Annotated in this window: 16 protein-coding genes; 8 read left to right on the forward strand and 8 right to left on the reverse strand. The window is 71.7% G+C overall.

What is annotated here, in order from left to right; all coding sequences use genetic code 11:
* Positions 1-93 precede the first annotated feature (93 nt).
* Positions 94-660: a DUF1707 and FHA domain-containing protein gene (locus ABZY45_RS33775; RefSeq protein WP_356746074.1), complete on the forward strand. Its 567-nt coding sequence runs from the start codon at positions 94-96 to the stop codon at positions 658-660.
* A gap of 49 nt (positions 661-709) precedes the next feature.
* On the opposite strand, the gene treY is transcribed toward ABZY45_RS33775, so the two are convergent.
* Both treY and glgX read right to left on the reverse strand, forming a co-directional pair.
* The gene (treY, locus tag ABZY45_RS33780) at positions 710-3,094 is read right to left on the reverse strand and encodes a malto-oligosyltrehalose synthase (RefSeq protein ID WP_356746075.1); all 2,385 of its coding nucleotides are present in this window, start codon (positions 3,092-3,094) and stop codon (positions 710-712) included.
* Positions 3,095-3,191: 97 nt separating this feature from the next.
* Complete coding sequence (glgX, locus tag ABZY45_RS33785) at positions 3,192-5,348, reverse strand: glycogen debranching protein GlgX (RefSeq protein WP_356746076.1); 2,157 nt, start codon at positions 5,346-5,348, stop codon at positions 3,192-3,194.
* A 378-nt stretch (positions 5,349-5,726) separates the two neighbouring features.
* Between glgX and ABZY45_RS33790 the strand changes: the two genes are divergently transcribed.
* Together ABZY45_RS33790 and ABZY45_RS33795 are read left to right on the forward strand one after the other, a co-directional pair.
* On the forward strand, positions 5,727-6,959 hold the full coding sequence (locus ABZY45_RS33790) for an SAV2148 family HEPN domain-containing protein (RefSeq protein ID WP_356746077.1): 1,233 nt from the start codon (positions 5,727-5,729) through the stop codon (positions 6,957-6,959).
* 78 nt (positions 6,960-7,037) lie between these two features.
* On the forward strand, positions 7,038-7,751 hold the full coding sequence (locus tag ABZY45_RS33795; protein WP_356746078.1) for a 3'-5' exonuclease: 714 nt from the start codon (positions 7,038-7,040) through the stop codon (positions 7,749-7,751).
* An 11-nt stretch (positions 7,752-7,762) separates the two neighbouring features.
* Here the strand turns inward: ABZY45_RS33795 and ABZY45_RS33800 are convergent, their stop codons facing one another.
* Together ABZY45_RS33800 and ABZY45_RS33805 are read right to left on the reverse strand one after the other, a co-directional pair.
* Complete coding sequence (locus ABZY45_RS33800; protein WP_356746079.1) at positions 7,763-8,629, reverse strand: aminoglycoside phosphotransferase family protein; 867 nt, start codon at positions 8,627-8,629, stop codon at positions 7,763-7,765.
* 168 nt (positions 8,630-8,797) lie between these two features.
* Entirely contained in the window at positions 8,798-9,601 is an 804-nt protein-coding gene (locus tag ABZY45_RS33805; RefSeq protein ID WP_356746080.1) for an MBL fold metallo-hydrolase, read from the reverse strand.
* Positions 9,602-9,837: 236 nt separating this feature from the next.
* Between ABZY45_RS33805 and ABZY45_RS33810 the strand changes: the two genes are divergently transcribed.
* The 4 genes from ABZY45_RS33810 to mgt are packed head-to-tail and all read left to right on the forward strand — an operon-like array spanning position 9,838 to position 14,161.
* Positions 9,838-10,779 carry a sugar ABC transporter permease gene (locus ABZY45_RS33810; RefSeq protein WP_356746081.1) on the forward strand — a complete coding sequence of 314 codons (942 nt, stop codon included), beginning with the start codon at positions 9,838-9,840 and terminating at the stop codon, positions 10,777-10,779.
* The gene (locus tag ABZY45_RS33815) at positions 10,776-11,615 is read left to right on the forward strand and encodes a carbohydrate ABC transporter permease (RefSeq protein ID WP_356746082.1); all 840 of its coding nucleotides are present in this window, start codon (positions 10,776-10,778) and stop codon (positions 11,613-11,615) included. The genes ABZY45_RS33810 and ABZY45_RS33815 overlap by 4 nt, the downstream gene beginning before the upstream one ends.
* On the forward strand, positions 11,615-12,913 hold the full coding sequence (locus ABZY45_RS33820) for an extracellular solute-binding protein (protein ID WP_356746083.1): 1,299 nt from the start codon (positions 11,615-11,617) through the stop codon (positions 12,911-12,913). Before ABZY45_RS33815 ends, ABZY45_RS33820 begins: the two co-directional genes overlap by 1 nt.
* A 54-nt stretch (positions 12,914-12,967) precedes the next feature.
* Complete coding sequence (gene mgt / locus ABZY45_RS33825; RefSeq protein WP_356746084.1) at positions 12,968-14,161, forward strand: macrolide-inactivating glycosyltransferase; 1,194 nt, start codon at positions 12,968-12,970, stop codon at positions 14,159-14,161.
* A 12-nt stretch (positions 14,162-14,173) separates the two neighbouring features.
* Here mgt and ABZY45_RS33830 read toward each other — a convergent pair whose 3' ends face one another.
* The 4 genes from ABZY45_RS33830 to ABZY45_RS33845 form a co-directional block, all read right to left on the reverse strand.
* Positions 14,174-15,733 carry a polysaccharide deacetylase family protein gene (locus ABZY45_RS33830; RefSeq protein WP_356746085.1) on the reverse strand — a complete coding sequence of 520 codons (1,560 nt, stop codon included), beginning with the start codon at positions 15,731-15,733 and terminating at the stop codon, positions 14,174-14,176.
* A gap of 100 nt (positions 15,734-15,833) precedes the next feature.
* Positions 15,834-17,297: a glycosyltransferase gene (locus ABZY45_RS33835; RefSeq protein ID WP_356746086.1), complete on the reverse strand. Its 1,464-nt coding sequence runs from the start codon at positions 17,295-17,297 to the stop codon at positions 15,834-15,836.
* Entirely contained in the window at positions 17,294-18,298 is a 1,005-nt protein-coding gene (locus ABZY45_RS33840) for a hypothetical protein (protein ID WP_356746087.1), read from the reverse strand. The genes ABZY45_RS33835 and ABZY45_RS33840 overlap by 4 nt, the downstream gene beginning before the upstream one ends.
* Positions 18,295-19,584 (reverse strand): nucleotide sugar dehydrogenase, encoded by a 1,290-nt coding sequence (locus ABZY45_RS33845; RefSeq protein ID WP_356746101.1) that lies wholly within the window; start codon positions 19,582-19,584, stop codon positions 18,295-18,297. Before ABZY45_RS33845 ends, ABZY45_RS33840 begins: the two co-directional genes overlap by 4 nt.
* 431 nt (positions 19,585-20,015) lie before the next feature.
* On the opposite strand from ABZY45_RS33845, the gene ABZY45_RS33850 reads away from it, so the two are divergent.
* Complete coding sequence (locus ABZY45_RS33850) at positions 20,016-21,218, forward strand: S8 family peptidase (RefSeq protein WP_356746088.1); 1,203 nt, start codon at positions 20,016-20,018, stop codon at positions 21,216-21,218.
* The last annotated feature ends 92 nt before the right edge of the window (positions 21,219-21,310 follow it).

Here is a 21,310-nt window from a genome sequence, read left to right on the forward strand (position 1 = left end):
GGCGTACGCCATTTACGCGTGCGGTGCAGGTCAGGCCTGCCGGAATCGGGCATCGTCTGGACACCTCGGGCGTCTCGGCCCGACAATCGTTGCGTGACGTCCTCCTTCGAGCCCTACACGCATCCCGCGCGGCTTTCGGACGCCGAGCGCGACCGTGTCCTCGGTGTGCTCAGAGACGGCGCAGCGCAGGGAAAGCTCTCGCACGACACCTTCCTGCGACGCATGGAACTGGCCCTGAGCGCACGCCGGTCCGACGAGCTGAAAGCCCTCACCTCCGACCTGGAGACCCGCGGCCGCTGGTCGCGCGGGCTGTTCCGCGCCGTGGGCGGGGTCTCGGCCTTCCCGGCCCGGGTGCGCATGGCGTGGCAGTCCGAGAGGCTGCCCAGACTCCTGCTCCCGGTGCCCGGCCCGCACCCGTTGCGCATCGGCCGCGACCCGGGCAACGGCCTCCGCCTCGGTCACGAGACGGTGTCGCGGATGCACGCCGAACTGACCGCGTACGGCAGCCGCTGGATCCTGCGCGATCTCGGCTCGACGAACGGCACATGCGTCAACGGCCAGCGGGTCGTCGGCTCGGTGGTGGTGCGCGACGGCGACCAGGTGAGTTTCGGCAGGGTGGCCTTCCGGCTCACCGCGTCCCTGCCCGTCCCGCCTGCCTGAGGCGCCGCCGCCCGTCCCCAGGGCTCCAGGAACGCCGTCCGCCGGCCTCTCAGCGCCCCACTCTCGTCAGCAGCGCCACCGGCCGGTCCGCGAAGAGCTCCGCCACGGAGACCGCCACGCCCGTGAACTCCCGCCCCGGACACAGGAGATCGGTCCACGGGCCCTCGTCGGGCAGCATCAGCTCCGTCCCGCGCCAGCCGCCCTCCTCGTCGAGCCGCAACGCCAGCCGGGTCACCGCGGTGACCACCTCGCCGGACCGGCAGAACGCCAGGCAGTGGGCAGCTGCCGGCCCCCGGGCGGAGAGCGGGGCGTAGGTGCCGGACTCCCCGAAGAGCTCCGGGCGGTCCCGGCGCAGGCGCAGCGCGGCCGTCGTCAGCGCCGCCTTCTCGTCATGGCCGCCGGAGGGCCTGGAGAAGGGCCTCCGGTTGTCCGGGTCGACCAGCGCGATGTACTCCCGCTCCGTGCCCTGGTACAGATCGGGCACCCCGGGCATCGTCAGATGGACCAGGGCGGCGCCCAGGACATTGGCCCGTACGAAGGGGGCGAGCGTGTCCGCGAAGCGGGTCATCATCTCCCGGGCCTCGCCCGCGTCGCTGCCCGGACCCGCCGCCACGAAGTCGGTCACCGCCCGCTCGTACGCCGGATCCGGCTCGGTCCAGCTGGTGAACAGGCCCGCCTCGCGCACCGCCTTCAGCAGCGCAGGCTCCAGCCTGCCCGCCATCTCATTCACGGGTACGCCCGCGCAGCCGTACGCCGACTGCCAGGCCTGCCAGGCCAGCTGGGGATCCGGCGCCGGCACCGTACTCGCCCTCGCCAGCTGTGCCACCAGCGTGGACCAGCGCTCCGGGCACTCGGACAGGACCGCGATCCTGGCCCGCACGTCCCCGCTGCGCTTGGTGTCGTGGGTCGTCAGCACGGTGCCGGTGGCGGGCCAGTCCCGGGCGGTGCGGGCGCAGAAGGCGTGGAAGTCCTCCGGGCTCACCGCCGGCTGACCCGGGTCGCCGCCCACCTCGGTCGCCGAGATCAGCGGGACGTAGCGGTAGAACGCCGTGTCCTCCACCGACTTGGCGTGCAGCGCGGAGGCCGTCTGCGCGAACCGCGCGCAGAAGGCCGCGTGCTCCGGCCCGTCGCCGAGCCGGCCCAGCGCCAGATCCCGCACCACGTCGACGGCCTCCGCCTCCTGGGAGACCGAGAACACCGCCTTGGCATCACGCACGGCCTCCGCCGGGAGCGTCGACTCGGCGATCTCCGTGAGCGGTCCGCCCGCCGTGACGTACGGCCGGTACACGGGGACGCGTACGAGCAGCTCGCGCACCGCCGTGTGCAGCGCCCACGGCGCGTGGTCGTGCAGCGCCTGATCAGCGGCGCACGCCTCGACCGCGAGGCGGGTCAGCCATTCCGTCTCGGCCGCCAGCTCATGGGTGACCACGCGATACGCCGCACGGCGGACGGTGGCCTTCCAGTAGCCGCCGCGGTCCCCGGCCGGCCCCGCGAAGTCGCGGTAGCGGCCGAGCAGGTCCGCGGCGCCCATCGGGTCGGTGAACAGCCCGTCGATCCGGTGCAGCGCGTCGTAGCCGGTCGTCCCCGCGACCGCCCAGCCGGCCGGCAGTGCTTCGGAGCCGGTGAGGATCTTCTCGACGACCGTCCACCGGCCGCCGGTGGCCTCGCCCAGCCGTCCCAGGTAGGCGGCGGGATCTGCCAGCCCGTCGGGGTGATCGATACGCAGCCCGTCGACGACCCCGTCGGTGACCAGTTCGAGGATCTTGGCGTGGGTCGCCGTGAAGACCTCCGGGTGCTCCACCCGGACACCGATCAGATCGGAGATGGTGAAGAACCGCCGGTAGTTCAGCTCGGTCCTGGCCAGCCGCCACCACGCGAGCCTGTAGTGCTGCGAGGCCAGCAGCTCCGGCAGCGGAAGGCCCGCGGTCCCCTCGCGCAGGGGGAACTCCAGGTCGCCGTAGCGGAGCACGGGCGTGCCGTCCTCCCTGACGCCCGTCTCGAAGCTGCCGCTCTCCTCACCGACGCGCCCGGCGAGCACAGGCAGCAGCACCTTCCCGCCGCCCGCCGCCCAGTCGATGTCGAACCATCGGGCGTACGGCGAGTCCGGGCCCTCGCGCAGCACCTCCCACAGCGGCAGGTTGTGCCGGGGCGCGGCGGCCATGTGGTTCGGCACGATGTCCAGGACCAGCCCGAGGCCGTGGGCCCGCGCCGTGGCGGCCAGCCGCCGCAGCCCCTCCTCACCGCCGAACTCCGCCCGCACCCTGGTGTGGTCGACGACGTCGTAACCGTGCCCCGAGCCCGGCACCGCCTCCAGGACGGGGGACAGATGCAGATGCGAGACGCCGAGCTCGGCGATGTACGGCACGGCGTCCGCGGCGGCGGCGAAAGGGAAGTCCGGTTGGAGCTGCAGCCGGTACGTGGCGGTGGGCGTCATGGACTCGTACGTACCCACACGGGCGCCTCTCTCCCACCTTCTCCGCCACCTGGTACCGGCCGGGCGGTGCCCGCCCGGCCCCGGACACCCCGATGGCCTACGCCGGACGCTTGAGCACCGTCAGACTGCGCCCCACCAGCGTCACCCGCTCGCCCGCAGACACCTTCGGGCCCGCGCCCGGCGGCACCCCGTCCGGAATCGCCGTGTCGACGACGACCTGCCACTGCTTGCCGTGGTTCATCGGCACGGAGAATTCCAGCGACTCGGCCCCCGCGTTGAACATCAGCAGGAACGAGTCGTCCGAGATCCGCTCACCACGCGGCCCCGGCTCGGAGATCGCGTGGCCGTTGAGGAAGACCGTCATCGCCTTGGCGTGCGCCGCCTGCCAGTCCCGCTGGGTCATCTCCTCACCCCGGGGGGTGAACCACGCGATGTCGGAGAGCTCGTCGTGCGTGCCCTCGACGGGCCGCCCGTGGAAGAAGCGCCTGCGCCGGAAGACCGGGTGGTCGCGGCGCAGCCAGACCATGGCCCGGGTGAACTCCAGCAGGCTCGTGTCCGTGCCGGAGCCGTCCGTCTCGCCGTCCTCGGCGCGCGAGGCCGCGGCCGGGTCCGGCCAGTGCACCCACGAGAGCTCGTTGTCCTGGCAGTAGCCGTTGTTGTTGCCCCGCTGCGTACGCGCGAACTCGTCGCCGTGGCTCAGCATGGGCACGCCCTGGGAGAGCATCAGCGTGGCGATGAAGTTGCGCATCTGACGGCTGCGCAGCTCCAGGACCTCCTTGTCCTCGGTCTCACCCTCCGCCCCGCAGTTCCACGAACGGTTGTGGCTCTCGCCGTCCCGGTTGCCCTCGCCGTTGGCGTCGTTGCGCTTCTCGTTGTACGAGACCAGGTCGTGCAGCGTGAAGCCGTCGTGGCAGGTGGTGAAGTTGATCGAGGCCAGCGGGCGCCTGCCGTCGTCCTGGTAGAGGTCGGAGGAGCCGGTGAGGCGTCCGGCGAACTCCGCGAGGGTCCTGGGCTCACCGCGCCACAGGTCCCGCACGGTGTCCCGGTACTTGCCGTTCCACTCGGTCCACAGCGGCGGGAAGTTCCCCACCTGGTAACCGCCCTCGCCCACGTCCCAGGGCTCGGCGATCAGCTTCACCTGACTGACCACCGGGTCCTGCTGCACCAGGTCGAAGAACGAGGACAGCCGGTCCACCTCGTGGAACTGACGTGCGAGCGTCGCGGCCAGGTCGAAGCGGAAGCCGTCCACGTGCATCTCGGTGACCCAGTACCGCAGCGAGTCCATGATCAGCTGGAGGACGTGCGGGGACCGCATCAGCAGCGAGTTCCCCGTGCCGGTGGTGTCCATGTAGTACTTCTGGTCGTCTGCCAGCCGGTAGTACGAGGCGTTGTCCAGACCGCGGAACGAGAGCGTCGGGCCGAGGTGGTTGCCCTCCGCCGTGTGGTTGTAGACCACGTCGAGGATGACCTCGATGCCCGCCTGGTGGAGCGCCTTCACCGCCTGCTTGAACTCCAGCACCTGCTCGCCGCGGTCGCCCCAGGAGGCGTACGCGTTGTGCGGGGCGAAGAAGCCGATGGTGTTGTAGCCCCAGTAGTTGGCCAGCCCGGCGTCGGCGAGCCGGTGGTCCTGGACGAACTGGTGGACCGGCATCAGCTCGATCGCCGTGACGCCGAGCTCCGTCAGATGGGCGATGATCTCCGGGTGCGCGAGCCCGGCGTAGGTGCCGCGAAGCTCCTCGGGGAGACCCGGGTGGAGCATCGTCAGGCCCTTCACATGGGCCTCGTAGATCACCGTGCGGTGGTAGTCGGTGCGCGGCCGGCGGTCGTCACCCCAGTCGAAGTACGGGTTGACCACGACCGAGCTCATCATGTGGGGCGCCGAGTCGAGATCGTTGCGCTCGTCCGGCTTGCCGAAGGGGTAGCCGTACACCGCCTCGCCCCACTGGATCTGCCCCGAGATCGCGCGCGCGTACGGATCGAGGAGCAGTTTCGCCGAGTTGCAGCGCTGCCCGCGCTGCGGCTCGTACGGACCGTGCACCCGGAAGCCGTAGCGCTGCCCCGGCATCACCCCGGGCAGATAGGCATGACGCACGAAGGCGTCGGTCTCGCGGAGCTCCACCGCCGTTTCTGAACCGTCGTCGTGCAGCAGGCACAACTCGATTCGGTCGGCGGCCTCCGAGAAGACCGCGAAGTTGGTTCCGGCGCCGTCGTAGGTGGCGCCGAGGGGATACGCGTGTCCCGGCCAGACCTGCATAGATAGGACTCTTCCACTTCTGATCCGGGTGCTGGGGGTTTTCGACCCGATACTCCCCGAAAGACGGCCCTGTACCTAGTACGTCGGGCGGTGCGGCCGGGTTCCGTCGGCGTGTTCCCGCCGCACCGGTCAACCTCGGGCACGTCATGTCGCCCGAACAGGGGGGCCGGGCCGCCCGGTCGCTCCTCCGTCCGTCGTACGGCGTGCGAGGGGGTGCGCAATCGCTATGAACCATCTCACTCCACCCGATCTCGCCGCAAGGAACAGGCCCTTTTCATGGGGGAGTTGAGAAAGGAGGCTGTGCATCCGGCTGCACGGCTCCCGCTCGCGGAGTACCCTTCCTTGATCGTTGATGGGGGAGTGGAAGGCGGTACGCGGGTGAGCTCGGGAGGGTTCGAGCTGCCCCCAGGTGACGCGGGTCACGAGGGGGAGCCGACCGATGCCCCGCCGGGGGCTGTCTCCCTCGCGCAGCCCATGGAGATCGGCGCCGAGCTGGACTGGGGAGCGGACGCCTGGAACGAGGTGCGCACGCGCGCCCAGCGTGCCGGGCGCGCGTACATCTGGCTGAATCTGGTGGAACAGCGGCTGCGCGCCGTGGTCTCCGCCGTGATCCGGCCGATCTACGAACCGGTGCACGGCGAGGACTGGGTGGTGGCCGCCGCGGGGCCCGCCGGGCAGGAGTGGGTGCAGCGCGCCGTGGCCGTCCGCGAGGTCTCGCGCCGCAAGGGCTACCTGCTGGACCCGGCCGACGACAACGTCCTCAGCTTCCTGACGCTGCCGCAGCTGCGCGAGCTGATGGTCCAGCACTGGCCGTGTTTCGAGCCGTACTTCGACGACCGCCGCGAGGTGGAGCTCGCCCTGGACGAGCTGGAGGTGGCGCGCAACGTCGTCTCCCGCAACCGAGCGCTGAACGAGGCGGTGCTGGCCCAGGCCGAGCGGGCGTCCGCACGGCTCCTGGAGATCCTCGGCAGCGGCGCGGCGGTCCCGTCCGCCGACCGGCTGCCCGTGGACGCGGTGGAGGAGCTGGTCGGCGACCGGTACGCCGACGTCGTCTCCGTCCACCCCGACCGCGTGCGGCTCCAGCGCCAGCTGCCCGCCGAGGACCTGTTCGGCGGCGCGCGCCGGCTGGACGCGATCGGCATAGGCCTCAACCTCCTGACGCAGAACTTCTCGGGGCGCCGGCTGGTGCGCCTCGCCGAGTCCGGCTGCCGGGTGCGGCTGCTGTTCATCAACCCCGCGAGCAGCGCGGTCAAGCGCCGGGAGCGTGAACTGGGCCTCAAGAAGGGCGAACTGAGCCGCTCCGTGGAGATGAACATCCTCCACATGCGCCGGGTCCGTTCCAAGCTCCGCGACCCGGGAGCCTTCCAGATCCACGTCTTCGACGAGACGCCGCGCTTCACCGCCTACCTGGTGGACGGCGACGGGCCGGACGCCGTCGGGGTCGTCCAGCCGTATCTGCGGCGCGCACGCGGGATGGAGGCACCCGTGCTGGTGCTCCGGGGCGCCGGGCGTGCCGTGGTCAGGGCGGGGCAGGACAGCGAGCACGGCCTCTTCGAGACGTACCGCGAGGAGTTCGAGTCGGTGTGGACGGACTCCAGGCCCGTCTCCTGACGCCCCTTCCCGTGTTGTCAGTGGTGCGTGCGAAGGTGGTCATCACTTGGGGGAGAGCACCACAGGAGGAGGTACGGGATGAGCTGGCACCAGGAGCGCCTGGTCGGCTTCGACCTGGAGACCACGGGAACCGACGTCGAGACCGACCGCATCGTCACGGCGGCGGTCGTCACCGTGGATCCGGACGGGCGGCAGCCGGAACCCCGGACATGGCTGCTCGATCCAGGGGTGGCCATCCCCCGGCAGGCTTCGGCCATACACGGCATCTCCACGGAACACGCCCGTGAGCACGGTGCGCAGGCGGCTCCGGCGATCGAGGAGATCACCTCGGCCCTCGCCGAGACCCTGAACTCGGGCATCCCGCTCGTGGTGATGAACGCGCGGTACGACCTCTCCCTCCTCGACCGCGAGTGCAGGCGTTACGGGATCGAGCCACTGGCCAAGCGGCTGCGTGGCGAGACGTCTCCCGTCATCGACCCCCTGGTCCTGGACAAGCACGTGGACCGGTACAGGAAGGGATCACGGAACCTCCGGGCTCTCTGCGAGTACTACGGAGTGCCGCTCGACAACGCCCACAACGCCGTCGCGGACGCCGTGGCGGCGGCACGGGCGGCGCGGACCATGGGGGTCAAGCACTCGGTCATAGGCGCGCTGGCGCCGACGGACGTGCACAACCTTCAGGTGCGCGCGGCGGCCGAGCAGGCCGCGTCGCTCCAGCAGTACCTCCGGCGTACCTCCGACCCGAAGGCGACTGTCGAGCCGGCCTGGCCCGTCATCCCCTACGTCAGCTGACAGCCGCTGGATCAGAAGGGGTACCAGCGCACCTCGGGGTCGTCCTCGCGCAGGGACGCCACCCTGCGGCGGAATTCGGCCAGGGCCTTGGGGTTCGCCGGGGCGTGCTGGGAGACCCAGGCACAGCTCGCCGTCTCGCGGGCGCCCCGCAGCACCGCGCAGCCCTCCCAGGCGCGTACGTCCCATCCGTACGCCTCGGTGAACGCGTCGTAGGACTCGGCCGGCAGGCCGTACCGGTCGCGGGAGAGGGCGAGGACCACCAGATCGTGCTCGCGCAGGTCGGCGGAGAAGGTCTCCAGATCCACCAGGACCGGTCCGTCCGGGCCGACATGGACGTTGCGGGGGAGGGCGTCGCCGTGGACGGGGCCCGGCGGCAGATGGGGGGCGAGTGCGGCGGCTGCCTTCGCGAAGCCGTCGCGCCGGCCGCGCAGATAGTCGGCGTCGGCCGGATCGATCGCGTCGCCCGCGAGCCGCAGCCAGCGCTCGACACCGCCCAGCAGCTCACGCCGGGGCAGGGTGAAGTCCTCCGGGGTGGCCAGCGCGTGCACCCGGGTGAGCAGCGGGGCCAGATCGCGGGGCTCGGGCGGGCGCACGGCATCGGGCAGCCGGTGCCACAGGGTCACCGGGTGGCCCTCCACGAGCCGGGCCTCCGCCTCCGCGGCCCGTACGGCGGGTACGCCCGATTCGGCGAGCCACCGGGCGACGGCCACCTCGCGCGCGGCCCGCTCCCGCAGTTCGGGGTGGTCCGTGGCGTCCCGGCCGACCTTGACCACCAGGTCACCGACGGCGAACACCGCGTTCTCGCCCAGAGCGATGAGCTCCGCTCCGCCGGGCAGCCCGGCGGCCGTCAGTACCTCGCGGGCACGCATGTCGTCCATGGCCGGATTTTCTCATCCCCGCAGGGGCACCCCGACGCAGGCCACCCCCTTCGGCCGGTGGGCCGGCGACGGGCCGTCGCCGGGTTCCGGCACGGGCGACCCGGGCACCGGGCTCCGGACGCAGAGCGGCCGCGCGCGCCGGCAGAGCGGCGCCGCCTCACCGGTAGGTCACCGGGTGACGAACGGCTCGGTCAGGTGCGGGGTGGCGAGGTGGAGGGTGCCGGCGTCCCGGCTGCCCAGCACCTGTTCCCTCGACGACCTCGCCCGCGCGAGATCCATCTCGTGGGCGTAGGCGAGCTCGGGGTGGAGCAGCTGGATCGCGTGCACGAGGAGATCACCGGTGACGGCGACCGTTTCGTGCGCGGAGCCGACGAGCACGCTCTGGTGCCCGGGTGTGTGACCGGGTGTGGAGACGACGCGCTCGCCGCCGCTCAGCGGGGTGTCGCCGTCGAGCAGCCGTAGCTGACCGCACTCCCGGAGCGGAGCGATCACGGCGGAGCGCAGCTGCGGGTTGACCACCTCGATCGCGTCGAGTTCTGCCTGCTGCAACAGGTATGCGGCGTTCGGGAAGAACGGCCGCCCCTGTGCGCCGCCGACCACGGCCCAGCCCACATGGTCGGTATGGAGGTGCGTGAGCACCACGGTGTCCACGTCGGACGGTTCGATGCCCGCGGCGGCGAGTGAAGCCGGGAGCGCCCCGGGCACGGGAGCCCACGAGGCCGCCGGGCTGCCTGCCGGGCCGATCCCCGCGTCGACCAGCGTCACTCGCTGTTCGCTGCGGATCGCGAAGGCGCGGAACTGGAGCCGCCAGCGCCCCTCGGCGTCGAGCGCGCCGGGATCGAAACGGTCGGCCGCCGCCCACTGCTCGGCGGTGGCGCCGGGGAACGCCTCGGACCTGGGGGAGAAGAAGGGGCCCTCGCCGTCGGCGAGCGCGACGACGGTGTACGGGCCGACCTGAAGGGAAGGGGGCATCTCACAGATGGTGCCACCGGCGGGCGGCCCGACACCGCCGATCCGGTGAGGTGGAGGGCGCCTTCGCTCACCGGTCGTCCCGCCCGGCCCGCCTCCGCCGTCCACCGCGGCTCCAGCAGGCCACCGGGACCGCAGGCCACCTTGACGAACCGTCGGCCCGTCAGCACGATGACGGGGACCGCCCCGGCGGTCATACAGGTATGAAACCGATCCGAAGCGGCAAAGGGGTCGAATTCATGACACTGGCGACCGCGATGACGCGGTCCGGGCGCAAGGCCCCGCCGGGCGGACGGGGTGGGGGCCGCCGCCGACGCGACGGCGCCACATGGTTCCTGGTGCTGCCCGCCCTGCTCCCGATCCTGATCCTGAGCGTCGGCCCGCTGCTGTACGGCATCGCGCTGGCCTTCACCGACGCGCAGTCCGGCCGCACCCGCTCCACCCAGTGGATCGGCACACTCAACTTCCAGGACCTGCTGCACGACACGCTCTTCTGGGACTCCTTCCGGATCGGTCTGCTGTGGGCGGTCGGCGTCACCGTCCCGCAGTTCGTCCTCGCGCTCGGCCTCGCCCTGCTGCTCAACGCGAACCTCCGGATGCGCTGGCTGGCCAGGGCGCTGGCGATCATCCCCTGGGCCATGCCCGAGGTCGTCGTCGGCATCATGTGGCGGCTGGTCTACAACCCCGACGCGGGCATCCTCAACGAGACCATCCGCGACCTCGGACTCGGTGACGGCCGGGACTGGCTGACCGGACTCGCCACGGCACTGCCCGCCGTGATCCTCGTCGGGATCTGGGCCGGCATGCCGCAGACCACGGTGGCCCTGCTGGCCGGGCTGCAGAACACCCCGCACGAACTCCACGAGGCGGCGGCCCTGGACGGGGCCGGGGCGTGGCGCCGCTTCCGCACGGTCACCTGGCCCGCCATCAGGCCCGTGGCGCTCGCCATCAGCGCCCTCAACTTCATCTGGAACTTCAACTCCTTCGCCCTGGTCTACGTCCTGACCAGCGGCGGTCCCGGCGGCCGCACCAGGCTGCCCATGCTCTTCGCCTACGAGGAGGCCTTCCGCTACGGGCAGTTCGGCTACGCCGCGGCGATGGGCTGCGTGATGGTCGCCGTGATCTCGGTGCTCCTCGCGCTCTTCCTCGTCGGCCGGCTCAGGGGAGGCGACGACACATGAGTCTTCGTACCGGCAGAACCGCGCGCGCCGGACAGTACGCCGCGCTCCTGTGCTATCTGGTCTTCCTGGCGTTCCCCTTCCTCTGGCTGATCTCCACCGCCTTCAAGCCGGCCCGTGAGCTGGGCTCCCTGCACCCCACCTGGATCCCCGAGAACCCGACGCTGGACAACTTCCGGCAGGCCTTCGACGAGCAGCCACTGCTCCGGGCGGCGGCCAACTCGCTCACCGCCGCGCTCTGTGCCGCCCTGATCGCCGTCGTCATCGCCACACCCATGGCCTATGTGATGGCACGTCACCGGACCAGGCTGTCCACGGCGGCCACCGGCTGGGTCGTGATCAGTCAGGCGTTCCCCTTCGTCCTGGTGATCATTCCGCTCTTCCTGGTTCTCAAGAACCTGCACCTGATCAACTCGCTCTGGGGGCTGATCCTGGTCTACGTCGTGTGGTCGCTGCCCTTCGCGCTCTGGATGCTGGCGGGTTACGTACGGGCGGTGCCCCCCGAGCTGGAAGAGGCCGCGGCCGTCGACGGGGCCGGGAAGGGGCGGATCATCGTGTCGGTCGTCGCCCCGCTGCTGGCTCCCGGGATCGTCGCCACGGGGCTCTTCGCGTTCATCACCGCGTGGAACGAGTTCTTCTTCGCACTCGTCCTGCTCAAGACACCGGAGAAGCAGACCTTGCCGGTCGTACTGACCCACTTCCTCGGGGCCGAGGGCGTGGCCGACCTCGGCCCGCTCGCCGCCGCCGCCTTCCTCGCCACCCTCCCCTCGCTCGTCCTCTTCGCGATCATCCAGAAGCGGATCACGGGCGGTCTGACGGCCGGGGCGGTGAAGCACTGATGCGACGTCCGTACGCCGCCGCGGCAGCGGTGATCACCGCGCTCACCCTTCTGCTGGCCGGCTGCTCGGGAGGCGGAGGGCGGGACAGTGAGGCGGACGGCACCATCCGGCTCAGCTTCCAGTCACTGGCCTGGCAGAAGGAGTCCGTGGACGCCAACAAGGAGCTCGTGCGCGAGTGGAACGCCGCGCACCCCGGCATCCAGGTGGACTACGTCCAGGGGAGCTGGGACAACGTCCACGACCAGCTGCTCACCGCGTTCGAGGGCGGTGAGGCGCCCGACATCATCCACGACGCCTCCGACGACCTCGCGGACTTCGCCTACGGCGGCTACCTCGCCGACCTGCGGCCCCTGCTGCCGGACCGGCTGAAGAAGGACATCCCGCGGCAGTCCTGGTCGACGACCACCTTCGGCGACGGGGTCTACGGAGTGCCGTTCCTCCAGGAACCGAAGGTGCTGATCGCCAACACGAAGATCCTCGAGTCCTCCGGCGTCCGGATGCCGACGCCCGCGAAGCCGTGGAGCTGGGCCGAGTTCCGGCAGGTCACCGAGAAGCTGACGAAGAAGGGGACGTACGGTGTCGCCTGGCCGCTCAGGGAGCCCGTCTCCGTCACCCTCAACCTGGGTCTCTCCGCCGGCGGGCAGGTCTTCCACCGGGGAGCGGACGGCAAGGCGGTCATCCGCTTCGGCGAGGACGACCAGGTCATGCCGGAAACGGTCAGGGACCAGGTGAACTCCGACGGGAGCGCGGCCCGTACGGCGCTCGGCATGGGTGGTTCCGACACCCTCCCCGGCTTCTTCGGCGGCAAGTACGCCATGGTCCCCCTGGGCTTCTCCTACCGCCAGCAGGTCGTCGAGCAGGCGCCGAAGGGATTCGACTGGACGGTCCTGCCCGCCCCGGCGGGCGACGGAGGGCTCGCCCAGGGAGTCAGCCCCCAGACCCTCTCGGTGGCCGAGGACAGTCCGCACAAGCAGGAGGCCGCGCAGTTCATCGACTTCCTCCTGCGGCCGGCCAACATGGTGCGCCTCGCCAAGGGTGACTGGATGCTGCCCACGGGAACGGAGGCTCTGGCCGACCCCGCGCTGCACACCACCGAGAACGGCTGGGCCACGGGCGCGGCGCTCGCCCGCGCCCTGCGCCCGGCCCCCGCGCAGTCGGTGCGCGGCTACCCCGAATGGAAGGACAAGGTCGCCACGCCCGCGCTCCAGGAGTACTACAGCGGGGCGATCGACACGAGGGAGCTGAAGAAACGCCTGGTCGAGGACGGTAACCGGGTGCTCGCCCGCTATCAGCGCTGATCCGGACCCCCAAATGACTGGACGAGACGTATCGTCTCGTTTACCGTTGCGGACATGACGCCGACCGCGCCCTCACACATCGCCATGTTCTCCATCGCCGCCCACGGACACGTGAACCCGAGCCTCGAAGTGATCCGGGAGCTCGTCGCCCGTGGGCACCGTGTCAGCTACGCCATCCCGGCCTCCTTCGCCGAGAAGGTCGCCGCCACCGGCGCGGAGCCGGTGATCTACACGTCCACCCTGCCCACCGAGCCGGAGGGGTGGGGCAGTGAGCCCATCGACTACATCGAGCCGTTCCTCGACGACGCCGTCCAGGCGCTCCCGCAGCTCGCCGCGGCCTTCGAAGGGGACGAGCCGGACCTCGTCCTGCACGACATCACCGCATACCCGGCCCGTGTGCTCGCCCACCGCTGGGGCGTCCCCGCCGTCCAGCTCTGGCCCAACCTGGTGCCCTGGGAGGGTTACGCCGAAGAGGTCGGGGAGCCCATGAACGCCGAGCTGAGGAAGACCGCGCAGGGCCGGGCGTACTTCGCGCGGTTCGCCGACTGGCTCGCCGAACACGGTCTCGGCGACCTCTCCGTGGACGACTTCGTGGCCCGGCCGCGCCGCGGCCTCGTCCTGATCCCCGAGGCGCTCCAGCCGAACGCCGAACGCGTGGACCACTCCAGGTTCACCTTCGTCGGAGCCTGCCAGGGCGAGCGGGCCGAGCAGGGGGAGTGGAAGCGGCCGACCGACGCGGGAAAGGTCCTGCTGGTCTCCCTCGGATCGGCCTACACCGACGAACCCGCCTTCTACCGCGCGTGCGTCGAGGCCTTCGGCGGCCTGCCGGACTGGCACACGGTGCTCCAGATCGGCTCGCACGTGGACCCCGCCGCACTCGGCGACGTACCGCCGAACGTCGAGGTCTGCTCGTGGGTTCCGCAGCTGTCCGTGCTCAAGCAGGCGGATGCGTTCATCACCCACGCGGGCGCAGGCGGCAGCCAGGAAGGGCTGGCCACCGGAACCCCGATGGTCGCCGTCCCCCAGGCCGTCGACCAGTTCGGCAACGCGGACATGCTCCAGGCTCTCGGTGTAGCCCGGCATCTGCCCAAGGAGAACGCCGACGCGGCTTCCCTGCGCGCCGCCGTCCTCTCGCTGGTGGACGATCCGGAGGTCGCCGCGAAGCTCGCTCGGATCCAGGAGCGCATGGCGGGCGAGGGCGGCACCCTGCGGGCGGCCGACCTCGTCGAGGCCGAACTGCCCGCCTGAGCACCGCTGTCGTCAGCCGTGCCGCGAGGCCTTCCCGGGGCCGGCGCCCTCGGCGGCCGGCCTCACCGTGAGGGAGGTGAAGCGCGGCCGGGGGCCGTCCGGATCGCCGTTGCGCACACTGATGGCGAAACCGCCTGAGGCGTCGCCGCCGGTCACCTGTGCGCCGGAACGCTTGATCTGCACCGTGCCGTCGACGGCGACCACGGTCATATCGCCGTCCACGGTGACCGTGACGCGGTGCTCGGCGGCGTTCCTGAGCTTGCGGCGGCCCACCTCCTGCCAGCGGCCGTCCCGGCGTTCCATCAGGCGGACGTAACTGAAGCTGAGCGCGACCGCCAGCGGGTCGAGACTTCCTTCGCGCACGATCAGGCCGACGTTGTTCTTCGACTCCCGCAGCCGGCCCACCCGGGCGTCCACGGCGTAGGCGGACCAGTCGGCGGTGCTGGTCGGCCGGTACGAGGCAGCGGCGTACCCCGCGCGGTCCGGATGAGGGCCCGCACCGGTGAGCGCTCCCAGACCGGTGGTGCCCGAACTGTCGTTGCGCCGCCACAGCGCCGGCCGGGTGAGCGGGGCCGGGCACGCGTCCGGGGAGACGGCGGTCCATCGCTCGACACCGGCCATCAGATCCCGGACACCGGTCCGCCCGGTGACCTCCACCCGCTGCACCTCGTGCGCCGCCGCCGCCCGGCGTCCGGCCGGCAGCGGGCGGTCGGAACTGTTGGTCAGGGCGGCGGTGAACCGCGCGTCGAGCGCAGCCCGCAGCGTCGGGTTCGTGGGCAGCTCCGAGCCGTTGCCGCTCGCCTCGGAGAACGGGTAGGCGAAGAGCCGCGGTGCGGGCAGCCCGTGGCGGGTGATGTCGGCGTTCGCGCGGTCCAGGTCCTCCTCGACCCGTCTGCGGTACTCCGCCTCGGTCTCCCGCCGCTTCTCCCCGGGCAGCCACACGCGGGAGGTGAGGACGGAGGACGTGTGGCCGTCCGCGTCCACGGCCCCCCGCCGGTGCAGGTCGTGCGTGTGGTTCTGGAAGTCCCAGCGCCCCGACCGGGCCATCCGGCCGATCTCGTCCCAGGAGAGGTAGTACGGACGATGGCTTCCCACCACGCGCGTGATGAGGAAGGCGGCGGCTCGCATCCGGTACCTGGCCAGGATGCGGTCGGCGTGCACCCACAGCCCGTGCGCGCCGTCGTCGAAGGTCAGGAACACCGAGCGCGGTCCGGGCGCCCTCCCGCCCCGGAGGTACGCGACGAACTCCGCACTGCTCAGGGTGCGGTAGCCGGCCGCCGCGAGGGCGGCGAGCTGGGCTTCGAAGGCCTCGGGGGTCACCGTGTAACGGCTGGAGCTGTCACGCCCGATGTCGTGGTACGCCAGCACGACGGGCGGTGCCCCCCGCGTGCCCGGCCCGGCCGTGGCCCGCTCCCGCGAGGCCGCAGCCCCTGGCGCCGGGCGGGGTGGTGCCTCCTGCGCGGCCACCGTCCTGCGGAACTCGTGGAACCGCCACGCACCGTAGAAGGGTACGCAGACCAGGGCCAGGGCCAGCAGTCCGAGCAGCGCCCGGGCGGGTGCGGAGCGGGTCACGGAAGAGTCCCCCGGGAGAGCACGAGGAGGTACACGGCGGCGACCGCCGCCGTGCTGAGCAGCGCGGCCAGGGCCCGGAGCGCCGGACGGGCCGGTCTTCTCATGCCGCACCCCTGGACCACACGCCACGCCGCACGGTGAGCAGGGAGTAGGGCAACAGCCAGGCGAGGAGCACCGATGAGAACAGACTCATGAGCGGCCGGTACCGCCAGCGCGTGTCCCCCGGATGGTCGATCTTGTACGCGAGACCCCAGACGCAGCCCTTGAGTACCACCCCGCAGAAGTACAGGAGCGTCAGGAAGAACGCGCCGTGCACCGGTGCCCAGAGCAGGTGCCGGAACGCCATCACCGGAGCCGCCAGCACCCACAGCGCGTGCCCGTAGTAGAGCGCGGCGGGCCCGAAGCCCCGGCGCCACATGAACGAGCCCGTGAAGAAGAGGTTCCGGATGAAGCTCTTCTTCCAGCGGATCTGCTGACGCAGGAGGGGCCGGAGCCGGGCGGGCACATCGGTCCACACCTTCGCGGAGCGTACGTACCCGACGCGCCACCGGCGCTCGGCGAAGTCCTCCTCGACGAAGGGGGACCCGGCGTACCGGCGCTTGAGCGCCGCGCCCCTCCACGCCTGACCGAGCACGTACCCGGTCAGCTGGCGGTCCGTGGCGAAGCGGAACGGGGCACCCATGAAGCGGTCGTCAGCCCAGGCCGGGAGGTAGTTGTAGACGGCGTCCCGGCGGAAGACGGCCAGGGGCCCCGAGACGCAGGAGACCGAACCGAAGGACGCCTCCGCGGCCTTCGCGACCCTGAACTGGCCCTCGTACCAAACGTCCTGGACACGGGCCAGCAGACTCGACTCCGTGTTGAGCGCCCGGCAGTGGCCGCTCACGGCGCCGAGCTCGGGGTGGGTGACCAGGGCGCGTACGCAACGCCGCAGCGCGTCGGGGGCGAGGACGCAGTCCGAGTCGGTGAAGGCGATGATCTCGGTGTCGGCGAGCTCGCAGGCCCTCACCAGCGCGTGCTTCTTGCCGACGTTGGCGCCCAGGTGGATGACGGTGATGCCCAGCTCCTGACTCAGCCGGCGCAGCACGTCGCCGGTCCCGTCCTCGGAGTGGTCGTCCACCACGACGATCCGTACCCGTGGGCAGTCGGAGGCGGCCATGGAGCGTACGCACGCCTCGATGCCGTCCACCTCGTCCTTCACCGCGAGCAGGAAGGTGACGCCGGGTTCCTGGGACAGCGGGGGGAAGTCCTCACCCGGGCCCGGGCGCCCCCGCAGCTCGCCCTCGGCGGGGTCCTCGTAGCGGCTGTAGGCGATGTACAGCGTCACGATCGTGCCGGCGAGCACGATGAGTCCGTAGCAGACCGCAAGGTTCATACGGGGCAGCAGGCGCGCGGACTGGGACGCCAGGAGGAACAGGAGCGGCATCAGGCAGAGCAGGACGAGCAACCGGCGCACCCCGTGGCTGAGCGCGGGGCCGGTGGGTGCGCCCCGGCGTCCCGGTGCCCTGGCGCTCCCGGGTGCGGGGGCCTGCGCCGGCCCGGCTGTCGGGCGGTGGAGCGTAGTCACCCGTGCCCCACCTCCGGACGGAGGCTCTCCGGCCAGGGCCACCCCGGGCGGGAAGCCTCCGGCGGAGCGCCGGTGCACCGACGGCCGTCACCGGCCCCCGCCGCCGTGAAGCCGAAGAAGGCCATGTCGGTGTTGTCGCCCCGCAGTCCGACCCCACCCGGCTCGGCCAGCCTGCCCGGCGCCCGGTCCTCCGCGTCCAGCACCGTCCGCCCGTCGAGGGCCAGCGTGATCCGCACCCGGTGCGTTCCGCAGCCGCTCACCGTGGCGGCGACCTGGTGCCAGCGGCCGTACTCCATGGCGTGGTCGCGGGTCGCGAGCGTGGTGTACACCCCCTCCTCGTCCACGGGGCGGCCGGGCGCGGGGTACTTGCGCTTGATGACAACCTTGCCGTCACGACGGCGGAAGCTGAGGGCGTACAGCTCCTGCGCGCTGTGGTAGCGGAGCCAGAGGTGCGCGCCGTCCCAGTCGCGTGCGGGAGTGCGCCCGGTGGCGCCCGGCGGCTTCAGGAACACCCAGCACCGCACCGCGGTGTCACCGAAGTCCCGGCGGCGGGTGACCAGCCGGAAGACGGACGAGCCGGTGTGCAGGCCCGAGTCGGGGCCCGGGGCGTCGCCGTCCGGTTCCCCGGTCCACCCGAAGCCCCACCGTGAGAAGAGCGATCCGCTGGTGACGGCCCAGTCGCGCGAGAGACGGGCGTCGTCCGCTCCCGGGTCGCGATAGGCGTATTCGTTGGTGACCAGGCCCTCCGAGGGAAAGAACGCGTGGAAGGAGCCCCCTGGACGATCCGCGGTCTCAGGCCCGGCCGGCGCCGTCGGAGCGGGGGAGGGCGAGCCGCCGGATGCCTTGCCGTCACCGGGCCGGCCGGCCGCCGCGGGCCCGGGCGCGTCCGAGGCGAGGGCCGCGGCCAGCCCCGCGGCCGGCGCGGCGACGGCCGCGGCGAGCAGGGCCCGCCGGGTCGTCGTACGGTCCCGTGCCGGTACCGGCGTGGAGCCCTGGCTCATACGGCGGCCCCGGCCGCCGCGCCGGCCGGCCTGCGGGTGACGTCGAGGACGACCGGGCTGTCCGCCGGCCAGCTCACGTCGACTCCGGGATGCAGGGTGTGCACGAGGACGAGATCCCACTCCGTCGCGCCGGGGACGCCGACACTGTGGCGTACCACTCCGTGCCGCTCCAGGCGGGGCACCAGCGGGTCGGCGTACTCGACGGTGGCGCCCCAGGCCGCGAGCCGGTCCATGATCTCCAGTGCGGGGCTCTCGCGCAGATCCGCCACCCCGGGCTTGTAGGCGACGCCCAGGATCAGCACCCTGGCCCCGGCGGTGCCCAGTCCCCGTGCGGCGAGGGCTTGCCGGGCCTTCGCGGCGACCAGGGCGGGGCGCTCCGCGATCGCCGTCATCGCCACGTCGACCAGCGGGGACGGGACCTTTCTCGCGCGCAACTGCCACAGCAGGTAGTGCGGGTCGCAGGGGATGCAGTGCCCTCCCACGCCGGGGCCGGGATAGAAAGGCATGAATCCGTAGGGCTTGGTGGCCGCCGCCTCGATGACGTGCCGGGGTTCGAGGCCGAACTCCAGGCAGTTCTCGGCGAGTTCGTTGGCCAGCGCGATATTGACGGCTCGGAAGGTGTTCTCCCACAGCTTGCTCATCTCCGCCGCCTCCGGGCTGTCCACCCGGTGGACCGACGGCGCGGTCCCGGCCAGCAGGTACGCGGCCAGCTCCGTGCACCGGTCCGTGACACCGCCGATGACGCGGGGCGTCCGGTCGGGGGAGTGGGAGGGATTCCCCGGGTCGATCCGCTCGGGGGCGAACGCGACGAAGACGTCGGTGCCGGGCCTCAGTCCCCGGGCCACGAGAGGCTCGACGAGGAGTTCGCGCGTGGTGCCGACATAGCTGGTCGAGGTGAGGACCAGGAGCTGCCCCGGCACCGCGTGGGCGACCGCCGCGGCACAGGCGGCTTTCAGGGCCCGGAGATCGGGTGCGAGCCGTTCGTCGACCGGAGTCGGGACGCAGATGATCACCGCGTCCGCCTCCAGGGCGGCCGCGGGGTCGGCCGTCAGCCGGAAGCCCGGGGCACGCAGGGCCTCCGCCAGCCGGACCTGCTGCGCGGGCAGCAGGTCCACCCGCACGTCACGGATGTCCGCCAGCCGGGATTCGCTCGTGTCCACGCCGACCACGGTTCGGCCAGCCGTGAACAGGGAGAGCGCGGTGGGCAGTCCCACGTAACCGAGGCCGACGACCGCGACGTCGGCCAGGCGGCCGTGTTGTGACTGCGCGGGCAGGTTCGCCGTCAAGGAGTCGGGAGACAGGGCGACGGTGCACCTCACGCTCGGGCCTTCGTCGTCCTGGGTCCTGGTTCGAGCGGTCCGCCATGTGCCGTCGGGCGGGACACGGGGTGAGTTCTCGTCAGCGATCTGCACAACCGAAACATGTCATTCCGCGGCAGTGTTCCCCTGTAACGAATGGACCGGCCCTCGTCCGTCCGGGCCGAGTTCACTCGTGCGGGAAAATACGTTCGCCCTAATGGGCAGGTGTGGCGCGCGTAGACGCCGCGACTCGGGGGAATTGCGGCGATTTACTGTGACGGAAGTTTGCCGACTACGTGACGGCTACATGAAGGTCTTGATCTGGGCGCGTCAATCGAGCAGGGTTTCGAGGCAGCCCCCGGAGAATTTCCGGCCGGGGGCCAATCCCCCCACAAAGAATGACGAGGAGACCCCTCTTCATGGCAATTCACAAGCGCACCCGGTCGGTCAAGCTCACCGCCGCGATAACCGCCGTGGCGGCGGCGGCCGGTGTCACCCTGCTCGCCACCCCGTTCGCCGGAGCCGCACCGGCCCCCGCGACGGGCATCGTTTACGGCGCTGACGCGGCCACGGCCGTCTCCGGCAGCTACATCGTGATGCTGGACCAGAAGGCCGACAAGGCCGATCTGGCCGAGGAGTACGGCGGCACCATCGAGCGGAACTACAAGTCGGCCATCAACGGCTTCTCGGCCAGCGGGCTTTCGGAGACGGAGGCGAAGCGGCTCGCCGCCGACCCCGCCGTCTCCAAGGTCGTGCAGAACAAGAAGTTCCACATCGACACCACCCAGGACAACCCGCCGTCCTGGGGTCTGGACCGCATCGACCAGGCCGGGACCGAGGGCGACGGCGCGTACACCTACCCGGACGCCGCCGGCGGCGAGGTCACGGCGTACGTCATCGACACCGGGGTCCGCGTCACCCACAACGACTTCGAGGGCCGGGCCACTTCGGGCTTCGACGCCGTGGACAACGACGAAGACGCCGACGACGGCAACGGTCACGGCACCCACGTGGCCGGGACCATCGCGGGAGCCGCCCACGGTGTCGCCAAGAAGGCGAAGATCGTGGCCGTCCGCGTCCTGGACGACGCGGGCTCGGGCACCACCGAGCAGGTCGTCGCCGGGATCGACTGGGTGACCGCCAACCACGAGGGCCCGTCCGTCGCCAACATGAGCCTCGGCGGAGGTGCCGACCCGGCACTCGACGCCGCCGTGCAGAAGGCCATCGCCTCCGGTGTGACCTTCGCCGTGGCCGCGGGCAACGAGTCGAGCGACGCCGGCGAGGGCTCCCCCTCCCGTGTCCCCGAGGCCATCACGGTCGCCTCGTCCACCGCGGACGACGAGCAGTCCTCGTTCTCCAACTTCGGCTCGGTCGTGGACATCTACGCCCCGGGTTCGGACATCACGTCGGCGTGGAACGACAGCGACGACGGCACGAACACCATCTCCGGTACGTCGATGGCGACCCCGCACGTGGTCGGCGCCGCCGCCGTCTACCTCGGCGGCCACCCGGAGGCCACCCCGGAGGAGGTCGCCACGGCGCTCACCGGGGGAGCCACCCCGGACGCCATCTCCAACGCGACCGAGGGCACGGCGAACAAGCTCCTGAAGATCGTCGAGTAGCCCGCCCGGCACACCGTCACCTGACCGCCGCGCCCTCCCCCACGGGGCGCGGCGGTCGCCACGTGGGGCGGCGCCGTGGTGCGGCCGGCACC

This window comes from Streptomyces sp. NPDC006516, assembly GCF_040611875.1.
Lineage (GTDB): Bacteria > Actinomycetota > Actinomycetes > Streptomycetales > Streptomycetaceae > Streptomyces.